General features: G+C 58.2%; 20 protein-coding genes and 1 pseudogene. 5 read left to right on the top strand and 16 right to left on the bottom strand.

All coding sequences use genetic code 11. The annotated features are described in order from the left end of the window. Positions 1–30: 30 nt before the first annotated feature. Positions 31–327, top strand: a complete 297-nt coding sequence (locus ACVJ19_RS01340; RefSeq protein WP_011084584.1) for a ferredoxin family protein — start codon at positions 31–33, stop codon at positions 325–327. Between the two features lie 212 nt (positions 328–539). Here ACVJ19_RS01340 and ACVJ19_RS01335 read toward each other — a convergent pair whose 3' ends face one another. The 4 genes from ACVJ19_RS01335 to modC form a co-directional block, all read right to left on the bottom strand. Further along, positions 540–1,088: a carboxymuconolactone decarboxylase family protein gene (locus ACVJ19_RS01335; RefSeq protein ID WP_011084585.1), complete on the bottom strand. Its 549-nt coding sequence runs from the start codon at positions 1,086–1,088 to the stop codon at positions 540–542. Positions 1,089–1,094: 6 nt separating this feature from the next. Further along, positions 1,095–1,649, bottom strand: coding sequence for a peroxiredoxin (locus ACVJ19_RS01330; RefSeq protein WP_011084586.1), 555 nt, complete (start codon positions 1,647–1,649; stop codon positions 1,095–1,097). Positions 1,650–2,677: 1,028 nt separating this feature from the next. Then, positions 2,678–3,946, bottom strand: coding sequence for an IS256 family transposase (locus tag ACVJ19_RS01325; RefSeq protein WP_014497957.1), 1,269 nt, complete (start codon positions 3,944–3,946; stop codon positions 2,678–2,680). 56 nt (positions 3,947–4,002) lie between these two features. Further along, on the bottom strand, positions 4,003–5,112 hold the full coding sequence (gene modC / locus ACVJ19_RS01320; protein ID WP_014497956.1) for a molybdenum ABC transporter ATP-binding protein: 1,110 nt from the start codon (positions 5,110–5,112) through the stop codon (positions 4,003–4,005). Between the two features lie 3,452 nt (positions 5,113–8,564). Here modC and ACVJ19_RS01315 point away from each other — a divergent pair. Together ACVJ19_RS01315 and ACVJ19_RS01310 are read left to right on the top strand one after the other, a co-directional pair. Beyond that, positions 8,565–8,954 carry a hypothetical protein gene (locus ACVJ19_RS01315; protein ID WP_014497954.1) on the top strand — a complete coding sequence of 130 codons (390 nt, stop codon included), beginning with the start codon at positions 8,565–8,567 and terminating at the stop codon, positions 8,952–8,954. 66 nt (positions 8,955–9,020) lie between these two features. Further along, positions 9,021–9,482, top strand: coding sequence for an NEL-type E3 ubiquitin ligase domain-containing protein (locus ACVJ19_RS01310; RefSeq protein WP_074076604.1), 462 nt, complete (start codon positions 9,021–9,023; stop codon positions 9,480–9,482). A 546-nt stretch (positions 9,483–10,028) separates the two neighbouring features. Here ACVJ19_RS01310 and ACVJ19_RS01305 read toward each other — a convergent pair. The 12 genes and pseudogenes from ACVJ19_RS01305 to ACVJ19_RS01250 all read right to left on the bottom strand — a co-directional run bounded on the left by ACVJ19_RS01305 (position 10,029) and on the right by ACVJ19_RS01250 (position 22,265). Next, entirely contained in the window at positions 10,029–10,748 is a 720-nt protein-coding gene (locus tag ACVJ19_RS01305; protein ID WP_011084599.1) for a hypothetical protein, read from the bottom strand. A 54-nt stretch (positions 10,749–10,802) separates the two neighbouring features. Continuing rightward, positions 10,803–11,552 carry a P-loop NTPase family protein gene (locus ACVJ19_RS01300; RefSeq protein WP_011084600.1) on the bottom strand — a complete coding sequence of 250 codons (750 nt, stop codon included), beginning with the start codon at positions 11,550–11,552 and terminating at the stop codon, positions 10,803–10,805. A 519-nt stretch (positions 11,553–12,071) separates the two neighbouring features. Next, a pseudogene (locus ACVJ19_RS01295) lies at positions 12,072–13,477 on the bottom strand (M16 family metallopeptidase). A gap of 53 nt (positions 13,478–13,530) precedes the next feature. Then, positions 13,531–14,877: a M16 family metallopeptidase gene (locus ACVJ19_RS01290; protein WP_453947810.1), complete on the bottom strand. Its 1,347-nt coding sequence runs from the start codon at positions 14,875–14,877 to the stop codon at positions 13,531–13,533. A 1,114-nt stretch (positions 14,878–15,991) separates the two neighbouring features. Continuing rightward, entirely contained in the window at positions 15,992–16,414 is a 423-nt protein-coding gene (locus ACVJ19_RS01285; RefSeq protein ID WP_011084606.1) for a hypothetical protein, read from the bottom strand. Positions 16,415–16,981: 567 nt separating this feature from the next. Next, entirely contained in the window at positions 16,982–17,572 is a 591-nt protein-coding gene (locus tag ACVJ19_RS01280) for a tetratricopeptide repeat protein (RefSeq protein WP_011084608.1), read from the bottom strand. A gap of 30 nt (positions 17,573–17,602) precedes the next feature. Continuing rightward, on the bottom strand, positions 17,603–19,702 hold the full coding sequence (sctV, locus tag ACVJ19_RS01275) for a type III secretion system export apparatus subunit SctV (RefSeq protein ID WP_011084609.1): 2,100 nt from the start codon (positions 19,700–19,702) through the stop codon (positions 17,603–17,605). 9 nt (positions 19,703–19,711) lie between these two features. Further along, positions 19,712–20,140 carry a tetratricopeptide repeat protein gene (locus ACVJ19_RS01270; protein WP_011084610.1) on the bottom strand — a complete coding sequence of 143 codons (429 nt, stop codon included), beginning with the start codon at positions 20,138–20,140 and terminating at the stop codon, positions 19,712–19,714. 2 nt (positions 20,141–20,142) lie between these two features. Next, positions 20,143–20,679, bottom strand: coding sequence for a hypothetical protein (locus tag ACVJ19_RS01265; RefSeq protein ID WP_011084611.1), 537 nt, complete (start codon positions 20,677–20,679; stop codon positions 20,143–20,145). A 33-nt stretch (positions 20,680–20,712) separates the two neighbouring features. Then, a complete protein-coding gene (locus ACVJ19_RS01260) occupies positions 20,713–21,606 on the bottom strand; it encodes a SctD/MshK family protein (RefSeq protein WP_011084612.1) in 894 nt (297 codons plus the stop codon). Positions 21,607–21,722: 116 nt separating this feature from the next. Further along, the gene (locus tag ACVJ19_RS01255) at positions 21,723–21,914 is read right to left on the bottom strand and encodes a hypothetical protein (RefSeq protein ID WP_014497948.1); all 192 of its coding nucleotides are present in this window, start codon (positions 21,912–21,914) and stop codon (positions 21,723–21,725) included. A 42-nt stretch (positions 21,915–21,956) separates the two neighbouring features. Then, entirely contained in the window at positions 21,957–22,265 is a 309-nt protein-coding gene (locus ACVJ19_RS01250) for a hypothetical protein (RefSeq protein WP_011084613.1), read from the bottom strand. A 908-nt stretch (positions 22,266–23,173) separates the two neighbouring features. On the opposite strand from ACVJ19_RS01250, the gene ACVJ19_RS01245 reads away from it, so the two are divergent. Both ACVJ19_RS01245 and ACVJ19_RS01240 read left to right on the top strand, forming a co-directional pair. Then, positions 23,174–24,628: a DUF1521 domain-containing protein gene (locus ACVJ19_RS01245; RefSeq protein WP_014497946.1), complete on the top strand. Its 1,455-nt coding sequence runs from the start codon at positions 23,174–23,176 to the stop codon at positions 24,626–24,628. A 154-nt stretch (positions 24,629–24,782) separates the two neighbouring features. After that, positions 24,783–25,847 carry an IS630-like element ISRj1 family transposase gene (locus ACVJ19_RS01240; protein ID WP_039228620.1) on the top strand — a complete coding sequence of 355 codons (1,065 nt, stop codon included), beginning with the start codon at positions 24,783–24,785 and terminating at the stop codon, positions 25,845–25,847. Positions 25,848–26,104 lie beyond the last annotated feature (257 nt).

Here is a 26,104-nt window from a genome sequence, read left to right as displayed (position 1 = left end):
GTGTGAAGTCCAACAGTGGAAGGCAAAAGCATGAATGTCGAACCCTCCGTGCGCGTCGAAGACAAGCTGTACTACAACCGTTATCTTGTCGACGCCGGGCACCCTCACGTCAGGGTACGTGCGCACAAGACGCCATCGCCGCAGCTCCTCACACTTTTGAAGGCCTGCCCGGCGCGATGCTACGAGCTCAACGACAACGGCCAGGTCGAAGTTACAGTTGATGGCTGCATTGAATGCGGTACCTGCCGCGTGATCGCCGAGCCGACCGGCGACATCGAATGGAGCCACCCGCGCGGCGGATATGGTGTTCTGTTCAAGTTTGGGTGATGACAGAGCGAAGGGTGGTGCGGCGTTAGCCGACGCAATCTCACTGTATCTGTGGCGCGCTCACTGTCACCTGCATAGCGCCGGGTTGTTTGAGAAGACACCCGTCATCGCAACGCGACGCAAGACGTGACATGCAGATAAGCCAGCAAAAGGCTCGTTGTGGCGCCACTGAGTAGCGCCACGATGCCGTCGATCTGATGGCAGAGAAAAGATCAGTCTCCTGCCTGAGGGGAGGCAGGCCCAGCGGCCTCGAGTGCGATCGCCACTGACTGTGTGATCGCAGCAAAGCGCACGGCGGTCTGGATCGTCTCCGAATTGACGCCCGCGGCTCTCAATGTCCTCTCATGGGCATCAATGCAGATACCGCAGCCGTTTATGGAGGAGACAGCAAGCGACCACAGCTCGAAATCGGACTTGTCCACGCCGGGATTGCCAATCACGTCCATGCGCAGCCGCGGCGGCATCGTCTTGTATTCTGGGTTGGAAGCGAGGTGAACGAAGCGGTAGTAGACATTGTTCATTACCACTACGGAGGCCGCAGCTTTCGCTGCGGCGATCGCCACAGATGTCATCACGCCCGAGGCTGCCGATTCCACCGCGGCAATCAGGGCTGAATTGCGGGTGGCAACTGCACTCGCTACCAGCACCCCGTATTTTCGCCGCGGCGAAAGCGTCTCATCGGCCATCAAGGAGGTCAAGTTAATCCTGACATCCTTCGCGAAATCGGGAATCTTGTCGTAGATTTGTTCGATCGGCGACATGCTGCGTCACGCAACCTTCAGTGTTTCCCCGCCGATTTCGCGGTTGCAGGGACAGAGCTCGTCGGTTTGCAGCGCGTCTAGAACGCGGAGTGTGTCCTTAGGACTGCGGCCCACACTCAGATTGGTCGCATAGACGTGCTGAATCGTGTTTTGGGGGTCAACAATGAAGGTATAACGATAGGCAACCCCTTCGGGTGAACGCACCCCGAGGCCATCGACGAGCGTTCCCTTTGTGTCGGCAAATTGCCAGATTGGTAGATTGTGCAGGTCGACATGTGAGCGCCGCCAAGCAAGCTTGCAGAACTCGTTGTCAGTCGAGCCACCCAGTACAACCGCATCTCGGTCAGCGAATTCCTTGGAAAGCCGAGCAAATTCTGCGATCTCTGTCGGGCAGACGAAGGTAAAGTCCTTTGGGTAAAAGAAGATGATCTTCCATTTCTCCGGAAAGCTCATTTCGGTCAGCGTCTCAAACGCACTCTGCCCTTCCTCTTCCTGCGCTTGAAAACCGGGCTTCACGCCTGTGATGTCGAATGGCGGCAACTGACTTCCAATTCCGAGCATGGTGTCCTCACAAACTTGCTTTTGTAGATCGTGACCTCACTGGTGGAGCAAACCATATGCCACGCATTCTTAGACCTAGAATTGGCGCAACAAGACCAGCCCAGCGGCTTGGATACAGGCGCCTTTGAGCACGAAAGTACACGGGCGCTGGCTACGCGGTTGGCGGGAAGACGGCAGCCAGACCTAAACCGAAGCAATCTCGTCCCCGACCGGTAGGCACTGCACAGCCGGCCTGGCCGGGCTATGGCAGTTTGGCGCTCGCCGCTGGTAACTGCGACGTCGTGCCGTTCAAGGTCCACAATCGGCGCGTTCGCAAGGCATCGAGGCGGCGCAGCAGCGGACGCGGGAGCTAAGGCGGCTTCCGCAAATGGCGAAGGGTTTCGATGGGCGTGCGCCGCCCGGTATCGTTCCGACCAATAGCCGCAGCTGGGGTTGAACGGCGCCGGCCGCAAGGCATGTTTTTCGGAACGTCTGTTAAGTCCGGTACGCCTGGCTATCGTAACGATTCGGCGCGCAGGTCCGGTCAGCTCATTCCCGTTGTTTGGCGAATTTGCTGATCGCAAGGAGATGGGGTCCTGCTGCGAAGCGCCCGGGAGACGGCGGGCGCAGCCTCGGCAACCGTTTTTGTCAAGACCGGATTGTTCTGCTGCCGAACGGTTGGGAAATCGAGATCTGTTCTCCCCTCGCAACGTTCGCTTGCGAGCATAATGTGTGTGCCCCCCTCGAGTGCCGCTGCACCTGTAAGGTGATGCCTTCCTCGCTGCGCGACATCCAAAGCGGAATCGGCAGGTAGCCTCAAGATCGTCTTTGGCAGGTAAAGAACTGCCCGGAGCGCTATTCGAATCTATCTCATCTAGACTATCGATGATGGCCGCGATCTTGCTGGTGTGTTTCTCGCGTCCAGACATAGCCGTCCAAGGTGCTCATGGGGATGTGGCAGGCCTTGCAAGCCACCGCTCGGCAGCCCGAGCGGAACGGCGCGCGCGACTTCCGCGAAGAGCTATGCGGGATTTTGGGTGACGAGGCGATCAGGCGGCGTGGTTTTCCGGCACTTGGATGACCTCGATGCCGTTTTCGAATCTGACACCTGCGCTGACCTTCGGCAACTGATTTGTGCCTTTCAGCCGCCGCCAGGTCTTTGATGCGGCGCAGAGCAGCTTGAACACCATCAACTTGGCAGTCGTTGACGATAACGAACCTTTCGTGCGCACCGTTCTGTGCCGGACCGTCGCGAACACGCTTTCGATGGGATTCGTCGTCCGCAAGTGGTCCCAATGCTCGGCGGGGAATTCGTAGAACGCAAGCATTGCGTCGCGATCTTTCGTCAGGCACTCGACCGCCTTGTCGTACTTCGCTCCGTATTTCTCGGCAAAGACATCGATCGCCACTTCGGCCGAAGCTCGGTTGGACGCCAAATAGACCTCGCGCAGATCCTTCTTCATGCTGGCCTGTACCGACACTGCGACTTTGTTCAAGATATTCGCGGTTTTGTGCACCCAGCACCGCTGATGTCGCGTGGCGGGAAAGACCTCGTCGAGCGCCTTCCAGAAGCCGAGCGCGCCGTCACCGACGGCGATTTCCGGGGCGATCTTCAGCCCACGGGTTTTCGCCTCGACGAGCAGTTCGTGCCAGCTCTGCGTGCTCTCGCGCACGCCGACCTGGAAGCCGATGAGTTCCTTCTTGCCTTCCGGCGTCGCGCCGATCAGCACCAGCATGCATTCGCTGTGGTCTTCCATGCGAGCCTGCAGGAAGACGCCGTCCGCCCACACGTATACGTACCGGCGCGCCGACAGATCGCGCTTCTGCCAACGCTCGTACTCGAGCTGCCACTCCGTCGTCAGTCTGGAAACCACCGCCGGAGAAAGATTCGGCGCATCCTTGCCCAGGAGCGCCGCCAGCGCCTCCTGGAAGTCGCCCGTCGAGATGCCTCGCAGGTACAGAACCGGCAAAAGTGCATCCAAGCTCTTCGTGCGCCGTGCCCACAACGGCAGGATCGCCGAGGTGAAGCGGATCCGCTCGCCATCGCTGGTCACCGCGCGATCGCGAATCTTTACCCGGGCGACTTCGACGGCGCCGATCCCCGTCTGGATCGTCCGCACTGGACCATGGCCGTGCCGCACGAGGCGGTCGCGGCCATCGGGAAGCTTCAAGCCCTTCATCGCGGCGAGAAACGCCTCGGCTTCCATCTCGACAGCCTGCGCAAGCAGCTGCCGAGCACCAGATCGCAAAATATTCGTCAGTGGATCGTCGATCTCATCGGGCTGACGCAGTGGGACAATGTTGCTATGCTCGTTCATGGCGTATCGCTCTCCTTGAGGTTCTGGCAGGCTCGACACCCGCCTCGATACGCCGCCTATCTCATTCCGTCATCACCCAGTTTCCCGCATAGCTCTTCCGCGAATACTTCCGCTCCAATACTGAGCCGTAGGGCATCAAAGGAGCGGCGCGTGATGCGCGCCAAAAGCGGCACGCCAGAGTGGCCAGTTTCAAGGGTCAGAACCAAGGTGACCTCAGCATCGCCGTGCGGCAGAGAGGCCGTTATGCGTGCTCGAAATACATTGAGGATAGAGCTTGCGCGCGGAGGTTCGCACGCAATGCTGACGTCGCCGGCAGCGATGCGCAGCCGCAGCCTTGCGCCCGGCCTTAGCGGTACTGCTGGTATCAGAAAGCGCGCGGATTTGAGGCGGAGCTTGACCAGCCCGTAGCGCCCGTCATAACCGCCGACCATAGTATCCAGACAGATTGCCGCTTCACTGCGGCTGGCGAGCGCCGGGTCGCTCTGGGTGACATTGAGCGGACCGGCCGCAGTCACGGTGCCATCTTTCATCATGACGAGATGATCGGCGAGACGTTCGATATCGGTGATGTCATGGCTGATGTAGATCATCGGCAACGCAAGCGATTGCAGGATGCGTTCGAGAAATGGCAGGATCTCGCATTTGGCGGAGCGGTCGCGCACAATGAGTGGATCGTCCAGCAGGAGTAGCCGAGGCTGGCCTAGCAGCGCACTGCCAAGGGCAAGTCGCTGCCGCTCGGTCTTGGAAAGATGTGATGGCGTACGCTCGAGCAGTGGCGCCAAGCCGAGCAATTCGACCACACCATCAAAATCGATCAGTGTCGGTTCCGAGTTTGACGCGTTGTATAAAAGGGTGCGTCGTACCGACAAATGAGAAGAGAGGATCGGTAGCTGAAATACATATGCGACGCGACGCAGATGAGGCGGTCGAAACGTCGTCTCATCTTGCCAAATCTCCCCATCAATCGCACAGAAGCCATTCGGCAGACGCTGCACGCCAGCGATGCAGCGCGCGAGTGTAGTTTTGCCGCACCCAGGCGGACCAAAAATCGCTGTGACGCCTTTGGCCGGTACGCTGAACTGCGTATCAAGCAGAATGCTCGCGAGCGAGCCGTTGAAGGCAACCTCAATATAGCCCTTCTTGGCTTCTTTGGTGAACCCGCCCATGTGCTGTATCTTCCATCTAAGTGAGGAGCCTAGCGGCTGCACTGGAGGTGATCGTTATGCTGCTGGCCATCCAGTCTATTCCGCTCCAGCACGGCGCTGCTGCTCGCAAGAGGGTATAAAGTGGGAGGGAGGCGTGCAGAGCGGTTTCAAGTCCGGAGCCTTGTTGAGCAGCTCCACGCCGGTGGATCGTGGCAATCGGTACGGTGGCCGGCGCGCTTACCTTAAGAGTTAAGCGCCGCCTTTCCAGCAACGCGAGGTCTTTGGTCTGCTTGGCCGGGCCGAGGCCTTCTGGTGAATGTTGAATGGCGCGGCTTGAGAGGTTGGGGGGCAAAGATGCCGGCTCACGCCAAAGCTGAATACTGGCCCGCGGCCGGAAATCGGCATCAATGATCCCACAGCTTCGCGAGCCGATTTGAAGTCTGCCCAGTAGCTGATCGTAGCCTCTGCACTCTCAGGTGCGACCAGCATCAGCGCCAGGTCGATTAACATGAATCGAATAAGTCTCATTGGAACTCCGGCTCCGCCTGAGCCGCTTCCTTCCCGGCAACTGGCTGATACTTACCCAGCAATCCGCGTGCCGTTCGAAGTGATAACTGGGCGGTTAGCGGCAAGGGAGGCGTTTTATCTGTCTCCACTCCGCGTCTTAAATCGCCGCATCCTATTGTAGGACTTTGACGCTCGCGTCTCCAACCGCACATGCAGGGCCGTGAGGCGGCACCCAAGGATCATGCCAAGCCTCTCGCGTTCGAGATCGTGCTTTGGCGAATATGCGGCCGTAGAGCTCGTCAATGATGCACAACGCCATGCCATCCGACTGACGCGCCATCCGATCTACTCGGCGGAGAAGGCCTGTAGACGGTCGCTTGGCGAAAGCGCTGACCGAGATGATATGCGGTGCCCGCGCGCTCAAAGTGCTTGAATCGACCGTAACGTCAGGTTGTAGGCATGGCGAAGCAGAAAACCATATTGGGAGCCAACATGGGCACATAAGTGCTAAACGGCCGATCTCTGTTTGTCGCGGTCTTCGCAATGCGTGTTGCGAGTGGCGGGATAATGATTCGGAGCGCGGCAATCATTGCAGCCGGCCCGCGAGAAGCGAGACTCATGGCTGCCGAGGCATTCCAATCCGGTAAACAGATCACCTCTCGGGGCAAAGAAAAACAGAGAAGCACAGGCGTCTTATGAGGGGTTTGGTCAATCAAGAGCGACGAATGGGCTGGACTTGCAATGCGCATCGCTTTGCAGCCGTCCTCGCTGCGATCGCGATCGCTGCGACATGGTGCACAGGACACGCTCGCGCGCGAGATCGGCGAGCCGAGGAAGTCTTGGCGTCGTGCAAATCAGACGTGATCCGCTTCTGTGACCGCTTTACAGGCCGTAGCGATGTTGACGTGGCCATGTTTTGTCTTAGGGACAATTTCAAAAACTTGCACCGCGAATGCCGGCGCATGATGCCAACCGCGGCAAACGAAAACGATGCACCGAGACAGTCGCTCAACAAGCGCCCGGTAGGCCCTCATCGAGAGACGCGGCAGTTGCGAACTCGAACGATAGTGAAGTATTCAGACTGACGGGCGGCGGGGTTGGCCAGCTTGGTGGCTGAAGGTCGACCGGGCTGGAGCATCAGCCTGCCGAGGCGCAGTCGGCTGGGTGGGACCGATCCGTGATTGGATTGGCTCGATTAGCGATACAGTTGCCCAGGCGTGGTGCGGCCTTGAATTTCGAGTTTCGTGCTGCAGCAGTTGCGCTTTGTTCAGCGCTGTAGCCATTCGCGGCTTCGAGGTTTTGTGAAGTTGCTTTCGTCTCTCTGTGGCTGGTCCCAAGGGCAATCAGCGTCAGCTGTGGAGGCAGTGGACCGTACTGTCATCAATTTATGGCATTGTGGCCCGCGACTACGTATTTTTGCGGAAGTGGCTAAGTCGGCTGCGACAGCCAATGATTGCCGGAATATCAGCGCGTTTGTTTCATCGCGGTTGCCTTAGATTTCTCAGGATTACCTTCGGCTAGACTGAGCTGTAACAGATTGGGCTAGGAAACCTCTTTTGTTAGCCGCTGATCGATTTCCCCATGCAACCGCTTGATACCATTGCGGCGTTCTCTATGGGCGCTTCAGGGGAGTCGCTTCGCCCGATTGTGGTGCTCCTGACCGAATACACTTTAGAGCTCAAGGCGAAAGGAAACGCCGTCGACGAGAGCCGTTCAAAGGCAGAGAGCTGTTCATGCAGACGCTTCTCAAGGGCCTTGCGTTCGGTGCCAGGCAGGTCGGTGTTAAGTAGCCGGCGGCAGCGCCAGATTCCGTTTCGCAGCCATCTGATCTCACTTAGCGTATCATCAATCGAAGTCATCACGGATGTTGATCCTTAAGTGTAAAACATGGCGATGCTCGTCGAGCGGTCGTTCCCTGGCTCCGCATTCCTGCCGGATAGTTGAGCCGACAACGGCGTATCGCCCGCTCGTGTCCGGAGGAGGCGAGAAGTCCGATGTATGCGACGCTTATAAGTCAATATTATCCTACGCCGCGCGTTTGGCGAGAAATCGCGGCAGATCCTCGCGGTTTCAATGCGCCGCGAACGTGTGTCCTGCACAATTCCAGCGCTCATAGGGTTAAGCGTGTTTAACGCGAGATCAACAAGGCGCACTAGCTGCTCGAGTTATTTGGTCGCGGCGCAGCTAGGCTACACTGAGCTCGACACAGAAAATCTGTCGTACCAGTGACAGATGCACCTGTCCGATTATCCAGTCGGAAGGATACCGTGAAGAGCCGCCCGATCGCCGTTTGCCGGTTCACGTGACCAATGTTAAAATGGCTGGGAACTCCGCGTCGAAGAGAATTAGCGAGCCCGCGGTGTTGACATCGGGGCGCGCTGCGTCTCGTAGCCAAGCGCGTTAGCGCGATAGGCTGCAAGCTTTTGAGCTCAGCTATCGCCCAAGCGTTTGACCCCGGGGAGAAGTATGGCCGCCTCGCCTCACGTCACAGCAAAGTTGCCGGCCTAAACGCGCTGCTGCCGGCGGACCGGCACCCGCCACCAGCCGGTCCAGCACAAAGTGATTCGTCTGCGGAGAGCTGAGCCCAAGGTTACGGAATTACAAACGCCATCCGTCATTTCGTCGCTCCGGACTGCGTCAGGTTATCGACAGGTGGCGCTCGTATCATGAGCGCCGCTACTCCCTTGCAGGCTTGGCTCAATGGGCGCAGAGCTCGCAGGCGAGACCGGTGGACTGCAATATCAATTGATCCGCGAGCGAAACGCCGTCTGGATTCGCTACACTGTCTGCAGTGGGTGCTAGTTGCAGAAGCGTATCCGGGCCATTCGTGCCTGTCGGCACGCTTGTGGGATCGCACCTCACTCCTTGTGGGCCGGTGGCGCGTCAGCCATAGTGGAGGATTGGCGGTTCTAAGATGCGCCGCCCCGGCGCATTCGCTTCATTTTGCTACCGAAGAAACGATATCGATGAACACAGAACAGCTCGTCACTCGTATTCCTTCCGCAACTTCCGATTTGGAAAGCTCCGAACCAGGCTCTCCGGCCGCACCGCTGTGGGGAGAGACCTTGGCCGGCGTGCACACGTCCGCTGCCGGAGCGGTTGCCTCGCCGGAGGAGGTGCTGGCCAACTGGGCTGCCGAAGACGGGCAGGGGCAACATGGGGATCGGCAACAAGCGGTAAGCCGAACGTCGGCTTGGCGGGGGACGGGTGATCTCAATCAGCCGCTAGATCTGTCGTCTCGGTCCCTTACCGCCTTGCCTGCGCCCATTTTGGCCGAGGTGCGCCGCCTGAATGTGGATCACAATCAGCTCGACAGCCTGCCCGAGACACTTTCGACCGGCCTCCAGCGGCTCTAGGCCATCAGCAATGGGCTGACGCGCCTGCCTGCAGAGACCGTGAACTACCATCACTAGGCGTTCCGCCTGGCGGTCGCCGAAGATCTGCGGCAGGCAGCCGTCAGGCCCCGTTTACGCGAGCAGTATTTCGAGTTGGCTTCGGGAGCGAACGGGAGCTGCGAAGATCGCGTTACTTTGGTCTGGAACGGCATGCAGACCGCACGCCTGAACGCTGATGTCGAGGACGGACTCTATGACGGGCGCCTCGGCGAACTGCTCCAGAACGACCGCGTCTTGTTTCGCTTGGAAGCGCTTGACGGGATCGCGCGCGAGAGGGTCAACTCACTTCGCCGTGCCGATCCCGACGCGGATGTCGACGAGATCGAGGTTTATCTTGCCTACCAAGCCCAGCTGCGGGACGCCCTGGAGCTGCGGCACAACGCTCCCGACATGCGCTTCATGAATGTGTCTCAAGTGACCGAGGCCGATGTGGCCAGGGCCGAGGCGTCGGCGCGGGACGGGAAGCGGCGGAATTTCGGGACTATTTAGCGACGCGATGGCAACCATGGAAAGCGTGGTGAGGCGTATGGTACCCCAAGATTATGCTGAAATGCAGGAGCGGCTCGTCGGCGTGATGGGTGTACAATTTGAAACCCGCTTGGATGAGCGACTGGCTGAGCATGGTCTGACGGGCGATCCCGATGCCGAGCCGGTCTTCGGCGCCAGATACGAAACGAGATTGCCCGCGCGATCAAAAGCGCGCTCCTGCATCAGGTCCTCGGGAAGCTCGGCCTTCAGCTATGAGCGCACCTCCGAAGGAGGGTCCGTCGATCCGCCTCGCCGGTCACAAAAGTCAAAATTTAATCGACGCCTTCCGGGACGGACTGCCTGCATGACGGACTGTCTGCATGAGCCATTGCCGAATGAGCTCTGTTAATTGCGCCCGTGCGTCCGTGCGGACGATCATGGTATAGGATGGACATCCAAGAGAAGATTAGCAAAACGCAATGCGTTCACGTTGCGAGCGCCGTTGAACTCAGCGCTCAACGGCCTCTCATAGGCCAGACAAATAGATGGGGGATCAGACCGATCTCTTCAAGTCGCCCTCGTGCAACGTAGGCTACCGATGTCCGTCCCCCGCGGCCGATCCCACCTTCGCAGCGTCACACTCGAATCCAGATCGCGAAACATGCCGTAATTCCGCCGGATCCATTGATGCAGCTCGGTGGACCAGTCCTTCTCGTTGCGCAGATACCCAGTGAAGGAAAAGCCAAGCCGATCTATATATCTCTTAAGGAACAGCGGTAGTGCGGAAATTCGAATCACCCGATCGCCGTCCATCGCTTCAGGTAATCCGCCGCGCAGTGCGAATTCATTGTGGATGATGACCAGCGAGGCCGGGGGAATTCGCCGCCGCAGCATCTCGTAACCACGAAAGGAGATGCGATCTGCGCCCGCGACGAAGAGTACGACAGGGGTGACACAGCACCGCGCCGTCTCCTTGACGAAGCCAATCTCCTCGCACATCTTGAAGAATTCGTCGAAGGCGTGAAAGCCGAGATCGATTACTTTGGGTACACGATCGTGAACGATGAGAGGGTCCATCAGCTGCATCTTGCCGTATGTGTCGATCACATCCGCGGTCTCCGTGATGTTGGGCAGGTAGTCGAGCAATGATGGCTCTTTCAAGTTGACGTCAAACGACAGCGTTGTACCGTCTTTCAGCAGCAAGAACTCGCTCATGGCCCGAGCGATGAGGGTTTTACCGACCTGCGGGCTAGGTGAGCAGATGATGTAGATGGGGGTCGCTAACATAGCCAGCAGATCAATTTCGTTCTGTGCGTGGGCTCGAGCTTGCCGGATATACGGCTACTTCTCGCCGGCCCGGGTGGCGGACTTGGCCCCGGCCAATTCCGTCAAGTTGATGCGATCAAATTCGCTCCAGACATTTGCCAGCCAGTGCCGGACATAGCCGCGCAGCACGAAGGAGTTGTTCGCGGGTTCATCATTGCGTCCCTTGTTCGCGACGAAGTCTATGAACGGGACGGACGCGACTTCCACCTGCTCATACGCCATCTCGTTAAGCTTCGGGATGGTCAACTCAGTCGCATGTTTGATGCGATGAAAATAGGAATTATAAGTGGCTTGATCCCACTGGAAGAATTGAGTGTCGTTGATGAAGTTCTTGACCAGGTAGTACTTTGCACCGGTCATGAAAGTCGCGGTTTCCTCGATCTCGTCTAGCGACGCGATAGATGATCCCAGGATGTGGAACACGGCAAATGTGATCTGGCCAGACCGTGCCGAGTCCAGAAAGCCGATGTTGCGCAAGGAAGCCAGCGCAGAGGACAGTAGGCCTGCGCGAGCATCGATGACAGTGACGGACAGCCCTGAGTTCAAGGTATCGAAGATCTTCATCTGGTCCGCCGTCGCAGTCATGTCGACGATCTCAGTGATCCCGGGGTAAAAGCGCTTCAGCGTTCCCCGGGGCGACTCCGTGTCGAACGCGCGTATTTGCACGTTATTGACGCTAAAGTAGTCCAGTAGCGTTCGTGATACGGTCGTCTTGCCGACTCCTCCCTTGTCCGCACCGACTACAATTACCACTGGCTTCACCATAGAAACATCTCCTGAGCTCTTGCTATTGCCGCGCGCAAAGTGCGCTATCGGCGCGTCACTGCTTTGGGTGCGAACATGGCGGAAAGAAGGGGCAATGAACCGCCGATGCGAGAGCTCTGCAACTGATAAGCGTTTTCAACATCTAGCGAGTAACGTCGCGTGATGATGCAGCTCCGGCAATGGGAGTAATCACTTGTACTGGTGATTTACGTGAGGTTTGTGTGCGGCTGGAATATGCGGGGCAAGAATCAAAGTCTGCCCATGGTGATCGTTGGATTGCCGTAGGTTCGCTATGGATGCTGTCGCTGCCGCTATCAAATTTTAATGGGAGACCGAGTCTTACGTAGCGTCAGATTGCGAGCTCGATGAAAGCGCAAATCGGGGGGATGCTAGGCGGTCCGACTATGGCTTCGCAGACCATCAAAGGTCTACTGGATCAGATCGCCGTCTTTTCGGCATGCCGAGGAATATCTCCACGAGCTAAAGGTGAGTGGCTAAAGGCCTCTCTGCGCGCGAGAGCTAAGCACATGGGCTGCTAGAAAATAAATTGGGCGGCGTCGTCGGGCCGGTGTCTAGCTGATCGGCGCCCGGCGGGGGTGTAGTCCTGGACGGCACAATGGCCGCCTGCGCTGCGTCCTTTGGGGCGCGGCCGACGATAATTGTGAGCAGACCCCCGCCCCACAGCCGCTGCGCTGCTCTCTTTGGCGTCTTCCAGCGTCACCGCATCGACGACGGCATTCTGGTTTTCGAGATAGTCGATAGGCAACTTGTCAAGCTGATGCTGCAGTAGCGTTCGCGCCAGTTTTGATGATGTGTTGAGAGCTACCAGTTGCGAGCCCTTCAGGTAGGACTTTGCGTCATCGAGCTCCTGCTGAGTCGGTCCTTCCGCGGCGATCTGTCGGACCTGCTTCTCGATTTCTTCAACCGTTTCACCGGCCCGATCGGCGCAGGTGCCGCTGGTACCGAGAAACATGGCTGAATGATCCAGCCAGACAAGCTGCTCACGGACTGAATAAGCCAGTCCGCGCTTCTCGCGGACTTCGCGGAACAGGCGTGACGTCAGGCCGCCGCCGCCGAGAATGTGGTTGACGATACAGGCGGGCATGAAACCCGGCTCGCTGCGACGGACGGCTGGACCGCCAAAAGTCACAACTGTCTGCGGCACATCGAGCTGAATAAAGACCCGCTGCGGCGGCTTTGCTGCGATGACGTCGGCGACCGGCATCGCTTCCGCGTTGCTCGGCAGGCTGCCAAAGGTCTTATCGAGCAGCTTGCAGACGGCCCCTGGATCGACCCCGCCGACCACCGCGATTTTGAACGTGTCTTTTTGCAATGACGCGCCGGACATAACCCTTGAGATCCTCGGCCTCTATCTTCGGCACGCTTTCCAAGTAGCCATCGACTGGGCGAGCATAGGGATGATCCCCAAAAGCGACTTCGAGGAACTTGCGGCGAGCCAGCGACGAAGGATCGGTTGAGTCGTGCCGAAGGCGCGCAAGCACAGCGGCACGGTTCCGTTCGACGTCGGCGGCCTCAAAACGCGGCGAGGTTAGCGCGATCCGTAAAAGCTCGAAGGCCTCCTCCGCGCTGTCATTGATCGTGCGCAAGGCACCGCGGAAGTGATCATGGGTCACGTGAAAACGCAGCTCAATGGCATGGCGGTCCAGCCGCTGATGAAAGGTCTTGAAGTCAAATTTGCCGGAACCTTCCTTGAGCAGCCCAGAAACCATGTGGGCTACGCCAGGTCTTTGAGCGGGATCCTGAGCCGCGCCGCCGGTGAAGGCATATTCCATCGAGATCAATGGGACAGTGGAGTCCTGCACGAACCAGGCTTCTATGCCGCAAGACGAAATCAAACGCTTGATCCTGGTCCGGTCCAGTGATCGTGGTGCGGCATGCGAATTTGACGAAGCGAGCACCGCCATGGAGAGGGAGGCTCCTCCAAGGAGGATCCCGCGTCGAGTGCAAGGATGGATCACTAGAGCGTCTCCCAGTGTTGCGGGGTAGACTCTTTGACGAGATAGCCGGTTACCGCTCGTTTCTTGTCGAGCCATATCCGCGCGGCCTCATGCACCTGCGGTGCGCCGACCGCGCGGATGTCGTCCGGCCAGCGTTGTACATCCTCGATGCATAGTCCCGTCGTCAGGGCGCGGCCATACCAGTGAGCGAGCAGTTCCTGACTGTCTTGGGCGTAGGCGACTTGCGCGGTTAGCCGCGTCTTCGCCCGCTGGAGATCTTCGGCACTCGCGGGATTACGGGCAATACCGGCGATTACCTCGTCGATGCAGCGCTCGATCAGGCTGAGGTTGGCGCCAGGCTTTGGTATGACGGAAATCTCGAATAGCGATGGATCGAGCGCGGCAGAGTGGTAGCTCGCCCTGGCGGTGACCGCGAGCTGCTTTTCGACAACCAGCGAGAGATAGAGATATGAGTTAATGCCGCCGCCCATCAACTGCTCGAGCACCTCAAGCGCTGGACCCTCGCCCGCGGCCGCGCTGCGAGTCGAGGGTACGAGATAATAGCGGCGCAGGGCCGGCTGCTCGACGCGGGCATCGGCCAGTGTCACTCTGCGCTGCGCGGCCGGCGGCGGTTCCTGCGGCCGCAGGCGTTCCTTGGGAATCGAAGGTTGCGCGGGGATGCCGCCAAACGTCTCCTTCACCATGGAGCGCATTTCCTTGGTGGCTACGTCGCCAGCGACAATCAGGATCGCGTTGTTAGGTGCATAGAAGCGCCGGTAGAAGGCAAGCGCGTCCTCTCGGGTAAGCTTTTCGATTTCCTGGCGCCACGCGATAATAGGGTGGCCGTAGGGGTGGTTGAGGTAAAGCGCCGCCATCATCTGCTCAGCAAGCCGGTTACCTGGATGGTTGGCGACCCTCATATTGAATTCCTCCAGCACGACGTCTCGCTCGGAGAGCACGTTCTCGTCCTTGAGAACGAGACCGGTCATGCGGTCGGCTTCAAATTCCATCATCTTGCCGAGGTGCTCTCGAGGCACGTGGTGGAAGTAGCTGGTGAAGTCGAACCCGGTAAAGGCGTTCTGGTGGCCGCTGGCGCGCAGCACGGCCTTGGAGAATTCATCCGCCGGATGTTTGGAAGTACCCTTGAACATCAGGTGTTCGAGGAAATGCGCAAGCCCCGATTTGCCGGGCGGTTCATCCGCGGAACCGACCTTATACCAGATCATCTGAGTGACGACTGGTGTGCGATGATCCTGGATCACAACCACCTGCAGGTCGTTCTGAAGCGTGAAGCATGCTGCTCGATCTGATCTGACCGTGCCGGCATAGACGCTAACCGCCGGAGTGGTGCGCGTCGTCGAGTCCAAGGCTTCAGGTGGCCAAATGTAACCGTCGACATGTCATGAACACAACCTTGCGCACAACGTCTCAGGAGAACTTGGCGTCTCTGGAGATTTGGGGGTAGATCAAGCGCGATATACGCTGGCACAACACTCAGCAGCTTGCCGTCACACATCTCGCTCTACACGATGAGCGGCTTGACGATTTGTCTGCCAGCGAGCAGCTCCTCTGAGTACACTGCGCCGAAGTAGTCCAGGATGAACGTGCGACAACAGCGTAGTTTATCGGCCGCGCGCATCAGGTGCCGCGGGGGAGCGCGATTGAGAAGATTTGCCGCAAAAGCCCATCGGTTGTTGACGCGCGAGGTAAACAAATGCTCAGCGATAGCTTCGATGAGACAGTGGAAGTCACTTGCCGGCCGTCGCGGTTTACGTAAGGCAAAGGGAAGCCGAGCGCACCGCTCACCGTCCTTAAATCACCTGCCAACAAGTCACTCAGATTAAGGATACCAAGGGCACCGCAGATCGCGGTCATGTGATTTGCGGTTGCAAGCCGGAGCCTGGTTGGCGCATGTTAACTACTTCGCTATTTCTCCTCTCTCTTATCTGAACGACAAGATGCCAGAAGGGCGTGGATGTAGCAGTGCCGAGCGGGTTTGATGAGGATGTGATCCTCCCGGAGGACGTTCATGCCGGCAAGATTCTGCCAACCAATCATGCCGTCCGCTGCCGGCGGCTAAAGGGCTGAAAACGGTTTGCGAGCAAGTTTTTTCCCGGGAAGGCAGAGGAGGAGATCCTCACATGGCAGGACCGGGTGTCATGGAGATCGTGCGCCGCCATCGCGCGCTGTAGCTTCGCAGTGCCGATAGACCGCGTCATTTCGGCTGATACAAGGAGGCTCTTTGCTGGCGCAAGCTGCAGATCAGGAGGAACACGAGGCTGCGGAGTCCGAGAGATAATCGATCTGCTGCTCGTCCGGCTTGATTCCGCCAGACGAAAGGACCCACAGCGCAGTCCAACTCCGCCTGCGGATACGGAAAAGATGTCGGTGCTCAAGAGTACATGCAGCAGGAAATGAGATAGAGGCCTGATCTTGCCCCGCCGATCCGGCCAATCGCTCTTCGTGTGATGCCTGTAGGCTCTACATAAAGTCATATTCCTCATCATACGGATCGTTCGCGGGCTTCGCTACACTCTCGGTATACTTGGCATTGCCGCTGTTGTCTTCAGTCGCGGCAAGATACAAAGGCGGCTTACCCGCCCGCTGCCAATTGCCGCCTTCGTTCTTCCATTTGTCATCGTGCTTGGTGGGATCTAGCACCATCATCGAGTCACTAACCTCAAGAAAGCCCAACGCTGCCGCGCGGGCTTTCGCTTCCGGATTGGAAGAGTGGGAGAGAACGAGCGGTTTGTTTCCGTCGATCTGGAGCTGATGTTCAAGCAAGATATCGCCCGCGTTCTCGACGAGCGGATGAGTAACCCGGAAAGCTATTGTTGAGGTGATTTCATCTCGTCCAGGAAATTGATGGCGCCAATCATTGTTGCCCTTGAACAGCTCACTCATGCGGCCTCCGGGTTCCGTTCTCAGAAGCCCGACGCTCTTGTTCCCAAGCTGATAGCTGAAAAAGCACGATTTCTCCGAAATAGACTTCGTGCCGAAGCGAAATGCAGTGTCCGCTGTGCGTGAGCCTTTTCGGAAACCCAGCGCGAGTATCGCTGCGGATTGGCAGCAATATCCTCTATGTCTCCTCCATAAAAATCTGCCAGCTTATTCTCAAACGAAGATTTTGAGATCTCAACCACCGGCCGCTCGTCAACCAGCGCGTATGGCGGGACTGCTGCCAAAGATGCATCAACGGAGCAGCTCGATGGCGCCAAACTCAGAGCAGAGAATACATCCAAGAATCTTGGGCTATCCGTGTGGGAGCCATCGTCCGAGCTCGTTCCCATTTCATCGAGCTCGGACGCACGTTCGCTGTTAGATAGAGCTTTAGTGTTTTGAAACATAACACGTCCTGTTATGTCGGCGAGGCCGCGCCGGAGTGGGGTTCCGCGCTCATAGTAAGCCTAGCTGTCGGCAAGCTGACAGCTAAGCATCACGCTTCGCTATTCCTGCCCGCTCTTGATCGCCTTATCTTGAACGAGCCAATGCTTTCCGGCTGCCCGCCTGAGGTGCTGCGCTGGCATCGCCGGCGTCCATCTTGCCTTGAAGGGCGAGGGACAGTCCGAAATTGTTGCGCAGCATCGGGTTTGCAGGTTCCGCCGCGAGAGCTTGGCGGTATAGCTCTTGGGCTTCCTGATGACGGCCCTCGTGATCGAGAACAACTGCTTTGGCATTTAATGCGCGCAGGTCGCCAGGGGTTGCCAATAACACGCCGTCGAGCACCTCAAGCGCATCATTCGGACAGTTGCGTGCCAGCAGGGCTCGCGCAAGAGGAATAGCCGCATCAATGTTGTTCGGCTGTTGCTTCAATGCGTCGCGCAGAGCCCCTTCATCAGCATCTCGGCCAAGCGCGTGCGAAATGCGCTCGCGCGCGGCGGGGTCGATCTCTTCGCTGTCTGCGAGGTCTGATGCGGACCTCTGCTGCGGTGAAAGGCCATGTTTGTCTGCGGTAGCGCAACCAGCGAGCAGCACAACAGTCAGCATCGCAAGCAGAGCCGGCCGCAGCCTTGGACTGGCGGAGCACAGATATCGGCGGAAGCTGGTGTCATTAGATTTCATCGGCTACTCACAAGGTAGTGCTGCGCACTCTTAGCTTGCAGCTGTTAGGAGCCCTCCTGAGGAAGGCGCCTTTGGAAGCTTGACGGATCCGATCGGCCGGACCGTGAAGTCCGCGGCGAGATCTTGATAGGACAGAACAGGCAAGTCGATTCCGTTGCGCGTGAGAAAACCGCGCACGAAACGCCGGATATCCATCGAACCGAGGACGACAGGCTGGCTCTTACTTTGCGCGATGGTCGCATGAATCTGACGAAATTGTGCAAGCAGCTTTTCGCTCTGCCATTCATCCAAGACGAGATATGGGCCTACGGCCGTTTCCCGTACTGCGCCGCGGATGATTTCCTCGCTCTCACGCTCGATGATAAAGGCGACCACGACGCGATGGGCATTAGCATACCGGAAGCAGATTTGGCGTTTTAAGGTAGCACGAACATACTCGGTGAGCAGGACGGCGTTTTGCTCGCGCTCGCTCCATTCTGCCAATGCCTCCAGAAGCAAGCGGGTATTGCGGATTGGAATGCCTTCATCGAGCAAGCGGCGCAGGACCTCGGCGATCCGAGGGACGGTGGCCGTACGCAGTACCTCCTTCACCAGATCAGGGTATTCCTGCTCCATCCGAGCGAGCAATTGGCGGGTTTCCTGAATACCGACCAGGCGCTGTGCAAAGCGCGTCAATGTGGAATGGAGACGTAAGGCAAGAACTTCGCTTAGCCGATGATATCCGATTCCGGCGGCCTTGAGAGCCGCTGCATGCCGTTCTTCGATCCAGACCCGATTCGTTTCAGGGTCTTGTTGAAAGGGGATGCCGCTCAATTCGATGTTCGCGACATCGTCGTTGAGTGCCAAGTGCCCGGGATTGATCACATCACGCTCAACTGGCACACTATCGACATCGACCCTGAACTGCGACGAGGACAAGCTGTCGCCAATCTGGGCAGGGATCCGCGGAATGGTGATGCCAAGGTCCGCCGACACGAGCCTTGAAACACGCGAAATGCTCTCTTCCAGCTCGTCTTTGTCGATCGAATCCGTCAGGTTTGGTGCAAGGAACAACGCGATCGGAAGCGCTTCCGCATGTGCGGCCTGCTTTTGGACCGCTGCAGGAACCGGCGCCGATGCCGCGGCGCTAGCTCCTATTTTGGCGGCAGGCTTGTCGTCTTTGGGGCCGACCTTGACGTAGCTTGCGGCAGCGAACAGGACGGCCAGCACGGCAAACGGGGGCAAAGGAAAGCCAGGAACGAGCCCCATGAATACCAAGACGCAAGCGGCTAGCCTAAGTGCCTCCGTACTTGCGGTAAGTTGGTGAACGATATCGGCGCCGAGTCTGAGTTTGGAGGGTCCGTTGACGCGCGTGACAATGGTCGCGGCGGTAATTGACAGCAGCAGCGCCGGAATCTGCGAAATGAGCGCATCACCAATCGTCAAAAGAGTATATTGATGCAGCGCTTCATCGAGCGACATGCCCTTGGAGAGCAGGCCGATGCTTATTCCGCCAAGCATATTGATGCAGATCACGATCAGCCCGGCGATCGCGTCTCCCTTAACGAACTTCATGGCACCATCCATAGCGCCATGAAGCTGACTCTCTTGTTCCAAGGCGGCACGTCGGCGGCGTGCTTCGTGTTGATCGATGTGGCTGTTGCGTAGCTCCGCATCGATCGCCATCTGCTTGCCTGGTAGCGCGTCAAGCGTGAAGCGCGCAGACACCTCTGCGACGCGTTCGGCACCCTTGGCAAGAACCATGAATTGGACCATGGTCACGATCAAGAATATGACAATTCCGACCGCAATATTCCCTGAAATGACGAAGTCGCCGAAGGTGTGAATGATGCTGCCCGCGTCGCCTTCGGCGAGGATCAGCCGTGTTGTTGCAATCGTCAGCGCCAGCCGAAATACGGTGGAGATCAGGATGACGCCCGGCAAGGACGAGAAATCAAGCGGTGTGCTGAGATAGAGGGCAACCATCAGCAGCAATATGGCAAAGCCAAGATTGAAGCCGATCAGCATGTCGATCACGATGATTGGGATTGGCATGATCATCATGCCGATCGCTAGAAGCAGCATCAAGGCAACCATGAAATCCGGGTGGGCCGGAGCGCGCACGACAAAGCCGCGCAAGGTGTTGGCCATGATAGATCCCTATTGCTTTCGGATGAGGGCTGTACTCGCGCGCAATGACACATAGGTCTGGAAGACCTCGCGAGCCTCGGCCATGCGGCCAGCGTGCCGTAGCGCGTGACTGCGCAACAGCGTCATCGGTATGCGAGAAGAGGGTTGCGTATCAAGTGCGTCCAGCCGGTCCAGCACATGGAGTGCTTCCTCGCCGAGGCCCTCGGCGATGAGCGTGTAGGCTAGAATGCGGAGTAGACCGACGTCGTTGGAATGCTCGCGAGCTGCAATTCGCAACAGAGCCAGGCTGTGTGCGCTCTGCCCGCACGCGAGATGGACATATGAGAGTGCGCAAAGCAGGTCGCGCTCTGGCCCGGAGATCGACGGAATATCGCCGGATTTTGAGACTCCTGGAGCCAGGGGAACGGCGACGCGATGCAATCCATCAGGATCGGCCATGGCTAACCCTTGATTAAGCTGTTTTGGTTTTGTCGGAGCATTAGTAACCGCTGCAGCTCCTGCTGCAGGATTGCCAAGCACTCTCGCGCCGTCTTGTCTTCCGGCGTCGCCTCCAATGTTCGCGTCAAGCGTTCCAGAAGAACACCATGCTTGTCAGCGCGCAGTACGTCGGGATGACGAAGGCGCGGAACTACGAAGGAGAGTAGTCCGCGGGACAGATTGGGACCATAAAGCGAAGCCAATCTCGCGCGTGCATCTACCTCATTCGCTCCTGCTTCGCTTTCGAATAAAGTGACGCGTGAGATGGCGCCGACGGAATCGACCCCGAGCGCCGCTTCGCTCGCGCCATCAATTGGCAGATCATACGAAGCCGCATCCTGCCACGACGCCCGCTTCGTGCCGCTATCCGCATGGGCGCCTCCGACTTCGAGCTTATCACCTCGCGAAGGAGGCGAGCCGATGACTGGTGCGTGCTGGCCCGCATCTAACCCCTGCGATGAGTTGCCGGGCCCTACGGAGTTCTGAGGCAGCCTAGCCATAGCCTTCTCCTTCTCTTTTGCAGGGTAGAGACCTTAATAGGGCAAAGCGGCAGATCGGCCGTTGCGGCTGAGCAGAACTCGTCCATCCTCGATTCGATCAACGGTCCATCCATTACTTAAGAGCGCGCCGACGAAATACTTCTGCCCGGCAATAAGCAGATAAGGTTCGCTTCCGCGCCAGACGGCTTGGACAGCAATCGAAGACGGCATCTTTTCCTCTTTCACCGCGACAGCGTTCACAAGGGTCGGGGTACCATTGCTTTGACGATCGAACCATTGCTGGATTTCTTTCCATTTTGCGACGAGGTCCGGCGCAATCGTCCCTTCCGCGGTCACGACGCCGGGCCCGTGCCCGATCTTGACGTCAGGAAGGCCCTCTCGTTCGATCTGTTGGCGCAGTGATGCGGCCATTTCATCAGCAGCTCTCGCGTCAAAATGATCGACGGTTGGTTTAGCGGCAATTTCGACCGCGTGCGATGATCCGGTGCTTGGCGCCACCGCCCTATCGCCGGGGGCAAAGATGATTGAGACGGTGCCGATCGCGACAGAGCTGAGCAAGATCAGGCTGAGTGCCACGATCGAGCGGCGAGATCGCTTGCTCGAAGCAATTGGTTGGAAATCCTCTGCCGACCAGCGGATGGACATCGCGCCGGCATGAATGATCGCGGGAAGCGGCACTCTGACGCGCTCACCTGTTGCAATGCTAGCGTGACGGTCAATGCTGATTCTGGCAGCGAGCGCTTCGAGCTCGATCGAATCGCGCTGCGGGATGACGCGAAGATGATGCGGTTCGAGCCCTTGTTCAACGAAGATCATGTCCGCATCGAGGCCGCTGCCCACAATGCTCTCGCCGCCCGCCGTCTTTCCTTTGAGCCCGGTATAGACCCCCGAAAGCACCTCGAACTCAAGCGAAACAGAGTCGTTCACGATAATCCCCCGAATAACGAGAGAAGCCGTACGGCGGTGCCGTACGGCTCATCCAGACTTCGTCATTCACAGCGCGGCGACGGTAGCAACTGCGGTGAGCCACCCGTCTTGCAGAATTACTGGACGCGCTCGTCGGCGACCTTCTTCTCGGACGAGAGTTCGGTCGTAATTCTGCGCATTGCCACGGCCTGGGCCTGAACCTTCTGGCTCACACGCTCGAATTCAGCCATCTGGTTCTGGAAGCCGCTATCGCCGGTCTGCTGGGCACCAGCAGCGCCGCCATTTCCGCCAACATTGTCAACCGCCATGTCTATTTGCCTTTCTTTTGGGATAACGCTGGTTCTGATTTGTTACGAGGTGCGGGCCGGCGAGACGATCGCAGGAATGGAAAGGAACATGGGCGTACCGCCGAGCGTGCTGAGCCCGAGGTTCAGCTCCGGGCTCTTGCAGGCAGTCTCGTGCTTGGATTGCACCTCGGTCTTTTCGCCGGCGTCTTTGTGGTCTTCGGCCTTATCATGGTGACCCTCGTCGGGCACCAAGGTGTGGACCACCTTGTCAAAGACCTTGTCCACGGTCCCGCCCAGTGCCGAACCAATTGCCGCTCCGGCCGGGCCGCCTAGGTAACCGCCGGCGGCGCTTCCAATCATTTCTCCGATCATTGCGTTCTCCTATGTTCGTCTTGTTGCGCAGACGACTGTTCGCCTAGCTTCAGCGGCCTCATGCTAGGGGCGCTAGCTTTCGAAAAGCTGACGAGCCTCACGTTGAGGCGAGTGATATTCTGCGGCAGGCTTGCATCTGCTCGCAATCATCGGATCGCCCTGTCGCTCCCAGCGGCGCCCTATAGCCGGCTTGGATGAAGGCGAGTTGAGCCGTGCTTAGCTGCGCGTTCAGGAATGATTTGACTTGGCGGAACCTTCGGAGGCGCGTGGCTTGCAGGGTGGAGCACGGAAGCGGGATAAGGTCATCGAGCCGTGCGGATCTCAGCCCTCGCTTGTCCCGTTTGGCTAAGATGGCGGCTTGCGAAAGCTCACCTTTCGCGAAGTCTTGATGTTTGGGAAAATGCAGCGAGAGTTCAAGCTGTTGATCGCTCCTCGCAGATGATGTGCAGTTCCGGCGGGAGCGCTGATTGCGGTGAGGATGAGATGATTGGCTGATAACCGGCAACGTCGTGTCATTTGCCTGAAGACATGGGAGCACCGCTGGTACCAGACGAATCTTGCCAGGAGGGAATATTAAATCTTGCGATACGTTCAGCGAAGGATGCGTTTCGGACATCCGATCGATGCCAAAGTGCGTGCGGCTTGGCTCGCTGATCATCGTCAGCTTTTCGACAGGTGTTCGGGCTACCGTATCTGTGAGTTGAATGCGCGTGATGTGCTCGTGCGGTTACGGTGATGGGGCGAGAGAGGATCTCCATAGGCTGCCGGTTCTGGCAAGGGAATTAGTCGTTCGTTCGGATGAGCTGATCAGGCGCTCTCATGCAGATCTGAAGCGGCGGATCTTGGGTGACTATGCGCGTAACGCTCACAGTTTTACAGATGTCGTCTATGCAACAGGAGTGAACTAAATGCAGTATCTTCCCGTGGCCGGCCTGCCAGTGGTGGGTGCGCCCGACTCGATGAACGGAGTGGCGCCGGAGGGCGCTGTTGTCACTCCCACCTTCAACGCCATGTTGGGGCAATATGCCCCGGCGAGCTACCAGTACTTGCCGGTAGCCTCACCAGCCCTCGTCGGTACGGCCGTTGGGAGTGTCGTTCCGGTCGTCGTGGCGCCAGCCGTCGTTACGACGCAGGCGTACATGATGGCGCCTCCTCCTTCCACCATGCTGATGAGCCAGCTGAATCAGAATGCCGAGCCTGCTGTGGATCCGGTGTGGACGCATGAGGTCAAGGATGGCAAGGCCACGATCAACCTTGGGGACAAGTATACGATTACGGCCAACGAGAAGGATGGCACGTGGACAGTCCGCAACAACCAGACCGGCCATGTCACGGTCATTCATGGCGACCCGCACGTTGATGCCGACGGAGACGGCAAGGATGACTTCGATTTCAAGAAGGATATGACGTTTCAGCTCGACGACGGCACGAAGATTACTGTGAATAATGTCGACTACGGCAATGGCCAGGCCATCTCTTCAAAGCTTACGATTACGAACGGCCACAACGCGATCGTTGTCGAGGGGCTCGGCGACGACAAGGATGGCAAAAACAATCTGAGGGTGACGCAGTCCAACGCTGGGATGACCCTTGACGAGTTGACGTCTGATGGTGCCCAAACGATCCATGAGAGTGGACAGGGATGGGTCGATGGCGCCGGACGCGCCGTGAATCAGGCGAGTATCGACGACGGCGAGCAAGGGCGTGGGCCGGGCAACTACCAGTATGCAAGCGGAGCGCCCACCTCTACGGCGCCCGTCTTCTTCGTTCCTCCTCCGCCGCCGCCTCTTGCGATGGTGCCTGTTGCGGCTGCCCAGGTGCCCACGCAGTCTTCTCAGCCGGCGCCAGTGTGGTCACATGAGGTCAGGGACGGCAAGGCTGAGATCAAGCTTGGTGATAAGTATTCGATCTTGGTCGACGAAAATGACGGAACAGTGCTCATTCGTAACAGTCAAACAGGCAAGATCACCTCGATTAAAGGCGATCCCCACGTCGATGCCGACGGTGACGGCAAGGTCGACTTTGACTTCAAGAAGAACATGACTTTCCAGCTCGACGACGGCACGAAGATTACTGTCGACACCGTTGATATCGGCAAGGGCAAAACGATGGCCTCGAAGCTGACCATTACTAACGGCGACAATGCCATGGTCGTCGAAGGGCTTGGAGACCGCTTTGACGGTAAGAACAATCTCAAGGTGACGCAGTCGAATGCGGGCCGTACGCTTGATCAATTGACTTCGGACGGAGCCCAGACGATTTATGAACAACCAGGCTCGGGCTGGGTTGACCGGTCTGGACGCCAGGTGAACCAGGAAATCATCGACAGCAATGAGAATCCAGGCACAACGTCCGATGCTTGAGTTGGCCTGAGGTCTGGCTGGTACTGCGAAGCGGTTCCAGCTTATGGGATAAGTCACTGAAGTGGGCGCTAGCGCCCGCTTTTCGTGTTCAGTGAGGAGATGAAGATACTAGTACCCACTTTTCTTGGAACGTGAGTCGTGATTCAAGGTCGGGATGATACCCGAAGCAAGAGAAGTCCACCTTTCGAGGAAAGATCGCAAGGTGCTTGAGGCGTGCTGTCGCTCACCGGTGACGTTGCAGCGCGATTTGAAGCGGGCGCGGATAGTTCTGTTGGCGGCGGATGGGCGCAGCACCCGGTCGATCGCCAAGGAAGTTGGGGTCCAGCCGCGGATTGTCAGCCTTTGGCGGCATCGCTATGCCGACCATGGCCTTGAAGGGCTGCAAGACAAGCCGCGGCCTGGCAAGCAGCCGATCTATACGAAGACGACCGACAAGCGGATTCTGAAGCTGCTGGATAAGCCGCCACCGCAAGGGTTTGCGCGCTGGACCGGCCCCCTTCTGGCCGAGGCGCTGGGCGATGTCGATGTCCAATATGTCTGGCGGTTCCTGCGCAGCCACAAGATTGACCTGGTGGCTCGCAAGTCCTGGTGCGAGAGCAACGACCCGAACTTTACGGCCAAAGCCGCCGATGTTGTCGGCCTCTATGTCGCGCCGCCGGCGAAGGCCATTGTGCTGTGCGTGGACGAGAAGCCCTCGATCCAGGCTTTGGAGCGAGCGCAGGGTTATCTGAAGTTGCCCAATGGCCGCGCCTTGACCGGCCAAAGCCACGATTACAAGCGGCATGGCACCACAACATTGTTTGCGGCGCTCGAGGTCGCCACCGGAAAGATCATCGCGACCCATTCAAAACGCCGGCGCCGCGTCGAGTTTCTCGATTTCATGAACAGCGTCACCGCGGCTTTTCCGAACCGCAAGCTTCACGTCATCCTCGACAACCTCAACACCCATAAAAAGAACGAGGACTGGCTCAAGGCCCACCCCAACGTGCAATTTCATTTCACGCCGACAAGTGCGCCATGGCTCAATCAGGTCGAAGTATGGTTTTCCATCTTGCAGGGGCAGTCGCTCAGCGGCACCTCCTTCACGAGCCTCAAGCAGCTTCAGGAACACATCGATGCCTACGTCAACGCATACAACGACAGAGCCGAGCCCTTCGTCTGGACCAAGAAAAAGGTCCGTCAACGCCGTTTCAAAGGCCGCCGTATCACTCAGCTCTGATTCCGGGTACTAGGTGCGGCGGCCTCGATGAGGATCTTAGCTCTTAGCGTGATAGGGGCAGTCTGAGCTTTGGCGCCAATTCGTAGCGACAAATACGCCATAACTCAGGATCAGGCAGCAGCAACATGCCTCGATGCTGAGGGGTAGCGGTCCCCGGAGTTCTGCAGATATGGGCGCAGCGAGCGCCAAGTCTGCCTATGTTCCGGAAAATCTCGGAGGATCTCTCTAGCGCACGATCTCGCGGGCGGCTGCAGAAC

The organism is Bradyrhizobium sp. USDA 376 (assembly GCF_054063675.1).
The sequence above is the reverse complement of the archived record's forward strand: the minus strand, read 5'-3'. Positions and strand labels throughout refer to the sequence as shown.

What these genes read in the sequence shown, in the direction of transcription:
- ACVJ19_RS01340 (WP_011084584.1), top strand. Translation starts at nt 31, where the DNA reads ATGAATGTCGAACCCTCCGTGCGCGTCGAAGACAAGCTGTACTACAAC.
- ACVJ19_RS01335 (WP_011084585.1), bottom strand. Translation starts at nt 1,088, where the DNA reads ATGTCGCCGATCGAACAAATCTACGACAAGATTCCCGATTTCGCGAAG.
- ACVJ19_RS01330 (WP_011084586.1), bottom strand. Translation starts at nt 1,649, where the DNA reads ATGCTCGGAATTGGAAGTCAGTTGCCGCCATTCGACATCACAGGCGTG.
- ACVJ19_RS01325 (WP_014497957.1), bottom strand. Translation starts at nt 3,946, where the DNA reads ATGAACGAGCATAGCAACATTGTCCCACTGCGTCAGCCCGATGAGATC.
- modC (WP_014497956.1), bottom strand. Translation starts at nt 5,112, where the DNA reads ATGGGCGGGTTCACCAAAGAAGCCAAGAAGGGCTATATTGAGGTTGCC.
- ACVJ19_RS01315 (WP_014497954.1), top strand. Translation starts at nt 8,565, where the DNA reads ATGAACACAGAACAGCTCGTCACTCGTATTCCTTCCGCAACTTCCGAT.
- ACVJ19_RS01305 (WP_011084599.1), bottom strand. Translation starts at nt 10,748, where the DNA reads ATGTTAGCGACCCCCATCTACATCATCTGCTCACCTAGCCCGCAGGTC.
- ACVJ19_RS01300 (WP_011084600.1), bottom strand. Translation starts at nt 11,552, where the DNA reads ATGGTGAAGCCAGTGGTAATTGTAGTCGGTGCGGACAAGGGAGGAGTC.
- ACVJ19_RS01285 (WP_011084606.1), bottom strand. Translation starts at nt 16,414, where the DNA reads ATGAGTGAGCTGTTCAAGGGCAACAATGATTGGCGCCATCAATTTCCT.
- ACVJ19_RS01280 (WP_011084608.1), bottom strand. Translation starts at nt 17,572, where the DNA reads ATGAAATCTAATGACACCAGCTTCCGCCGATATCTGTGCTCCGCCAGT.
- sctV (WP_011084609.1), bottom strand. Translation starts at nt 19,702, where the DNA reads ATGGCCAACACCTTGCGCGGCTTTGTCGTGCGCGCTCCGGCCCACCCG.
- ACVJ19_RS01270 (WP_011084610.1), bottom strand. Translation starts at nt 20,140, where the DNA reads ATGGCCGATCCTGATGGATTGCATCGCGTCGCCGTTCCCCTGGCTCCA.
- ACVJ19_RS01265 (WP_011084611.1), bottom strand. Translation starts at nt 20,679, where the DNA reads ATGGCTAGGCTGCCTCAGAACTCCGTAGGGCCCGGCAACTCATCGCAG.
- ACVJ19_RS01255 (WP_014497948.1), bottom strand. Translation starts at nt 21,914, where the DNA reads ATGGCGGTTGACAATGTTGGCGGAAATGGCGGCGCTGCTGGTGCCCAG.
- ACVJ19_RS01250 (WP_011084613.1), bottom strand. Translation starts at nt 22,265, where the DNA reads ATGATCGGAGAAATGATTGGAAGCGCCGCCGGCGGTTACCTAGGCGGC.
- ACVJ19_RS01245 (WP_014497946.1), top strand. Translation starts at nt 23,174, where the DNA reads ATGCAGTATCTTCCCGTGGCCGGCCTGCCAGTGGTGGGTGCGCCCGAC.
- ACVJ19_RS01240 (WP_039228620.1), top strand. Translation starts at nt 24,783, where the DNA reads ATGATACCCGAAGCAAGAGAAGTCCACCTTTCGAGGAAAGATCGCAAG.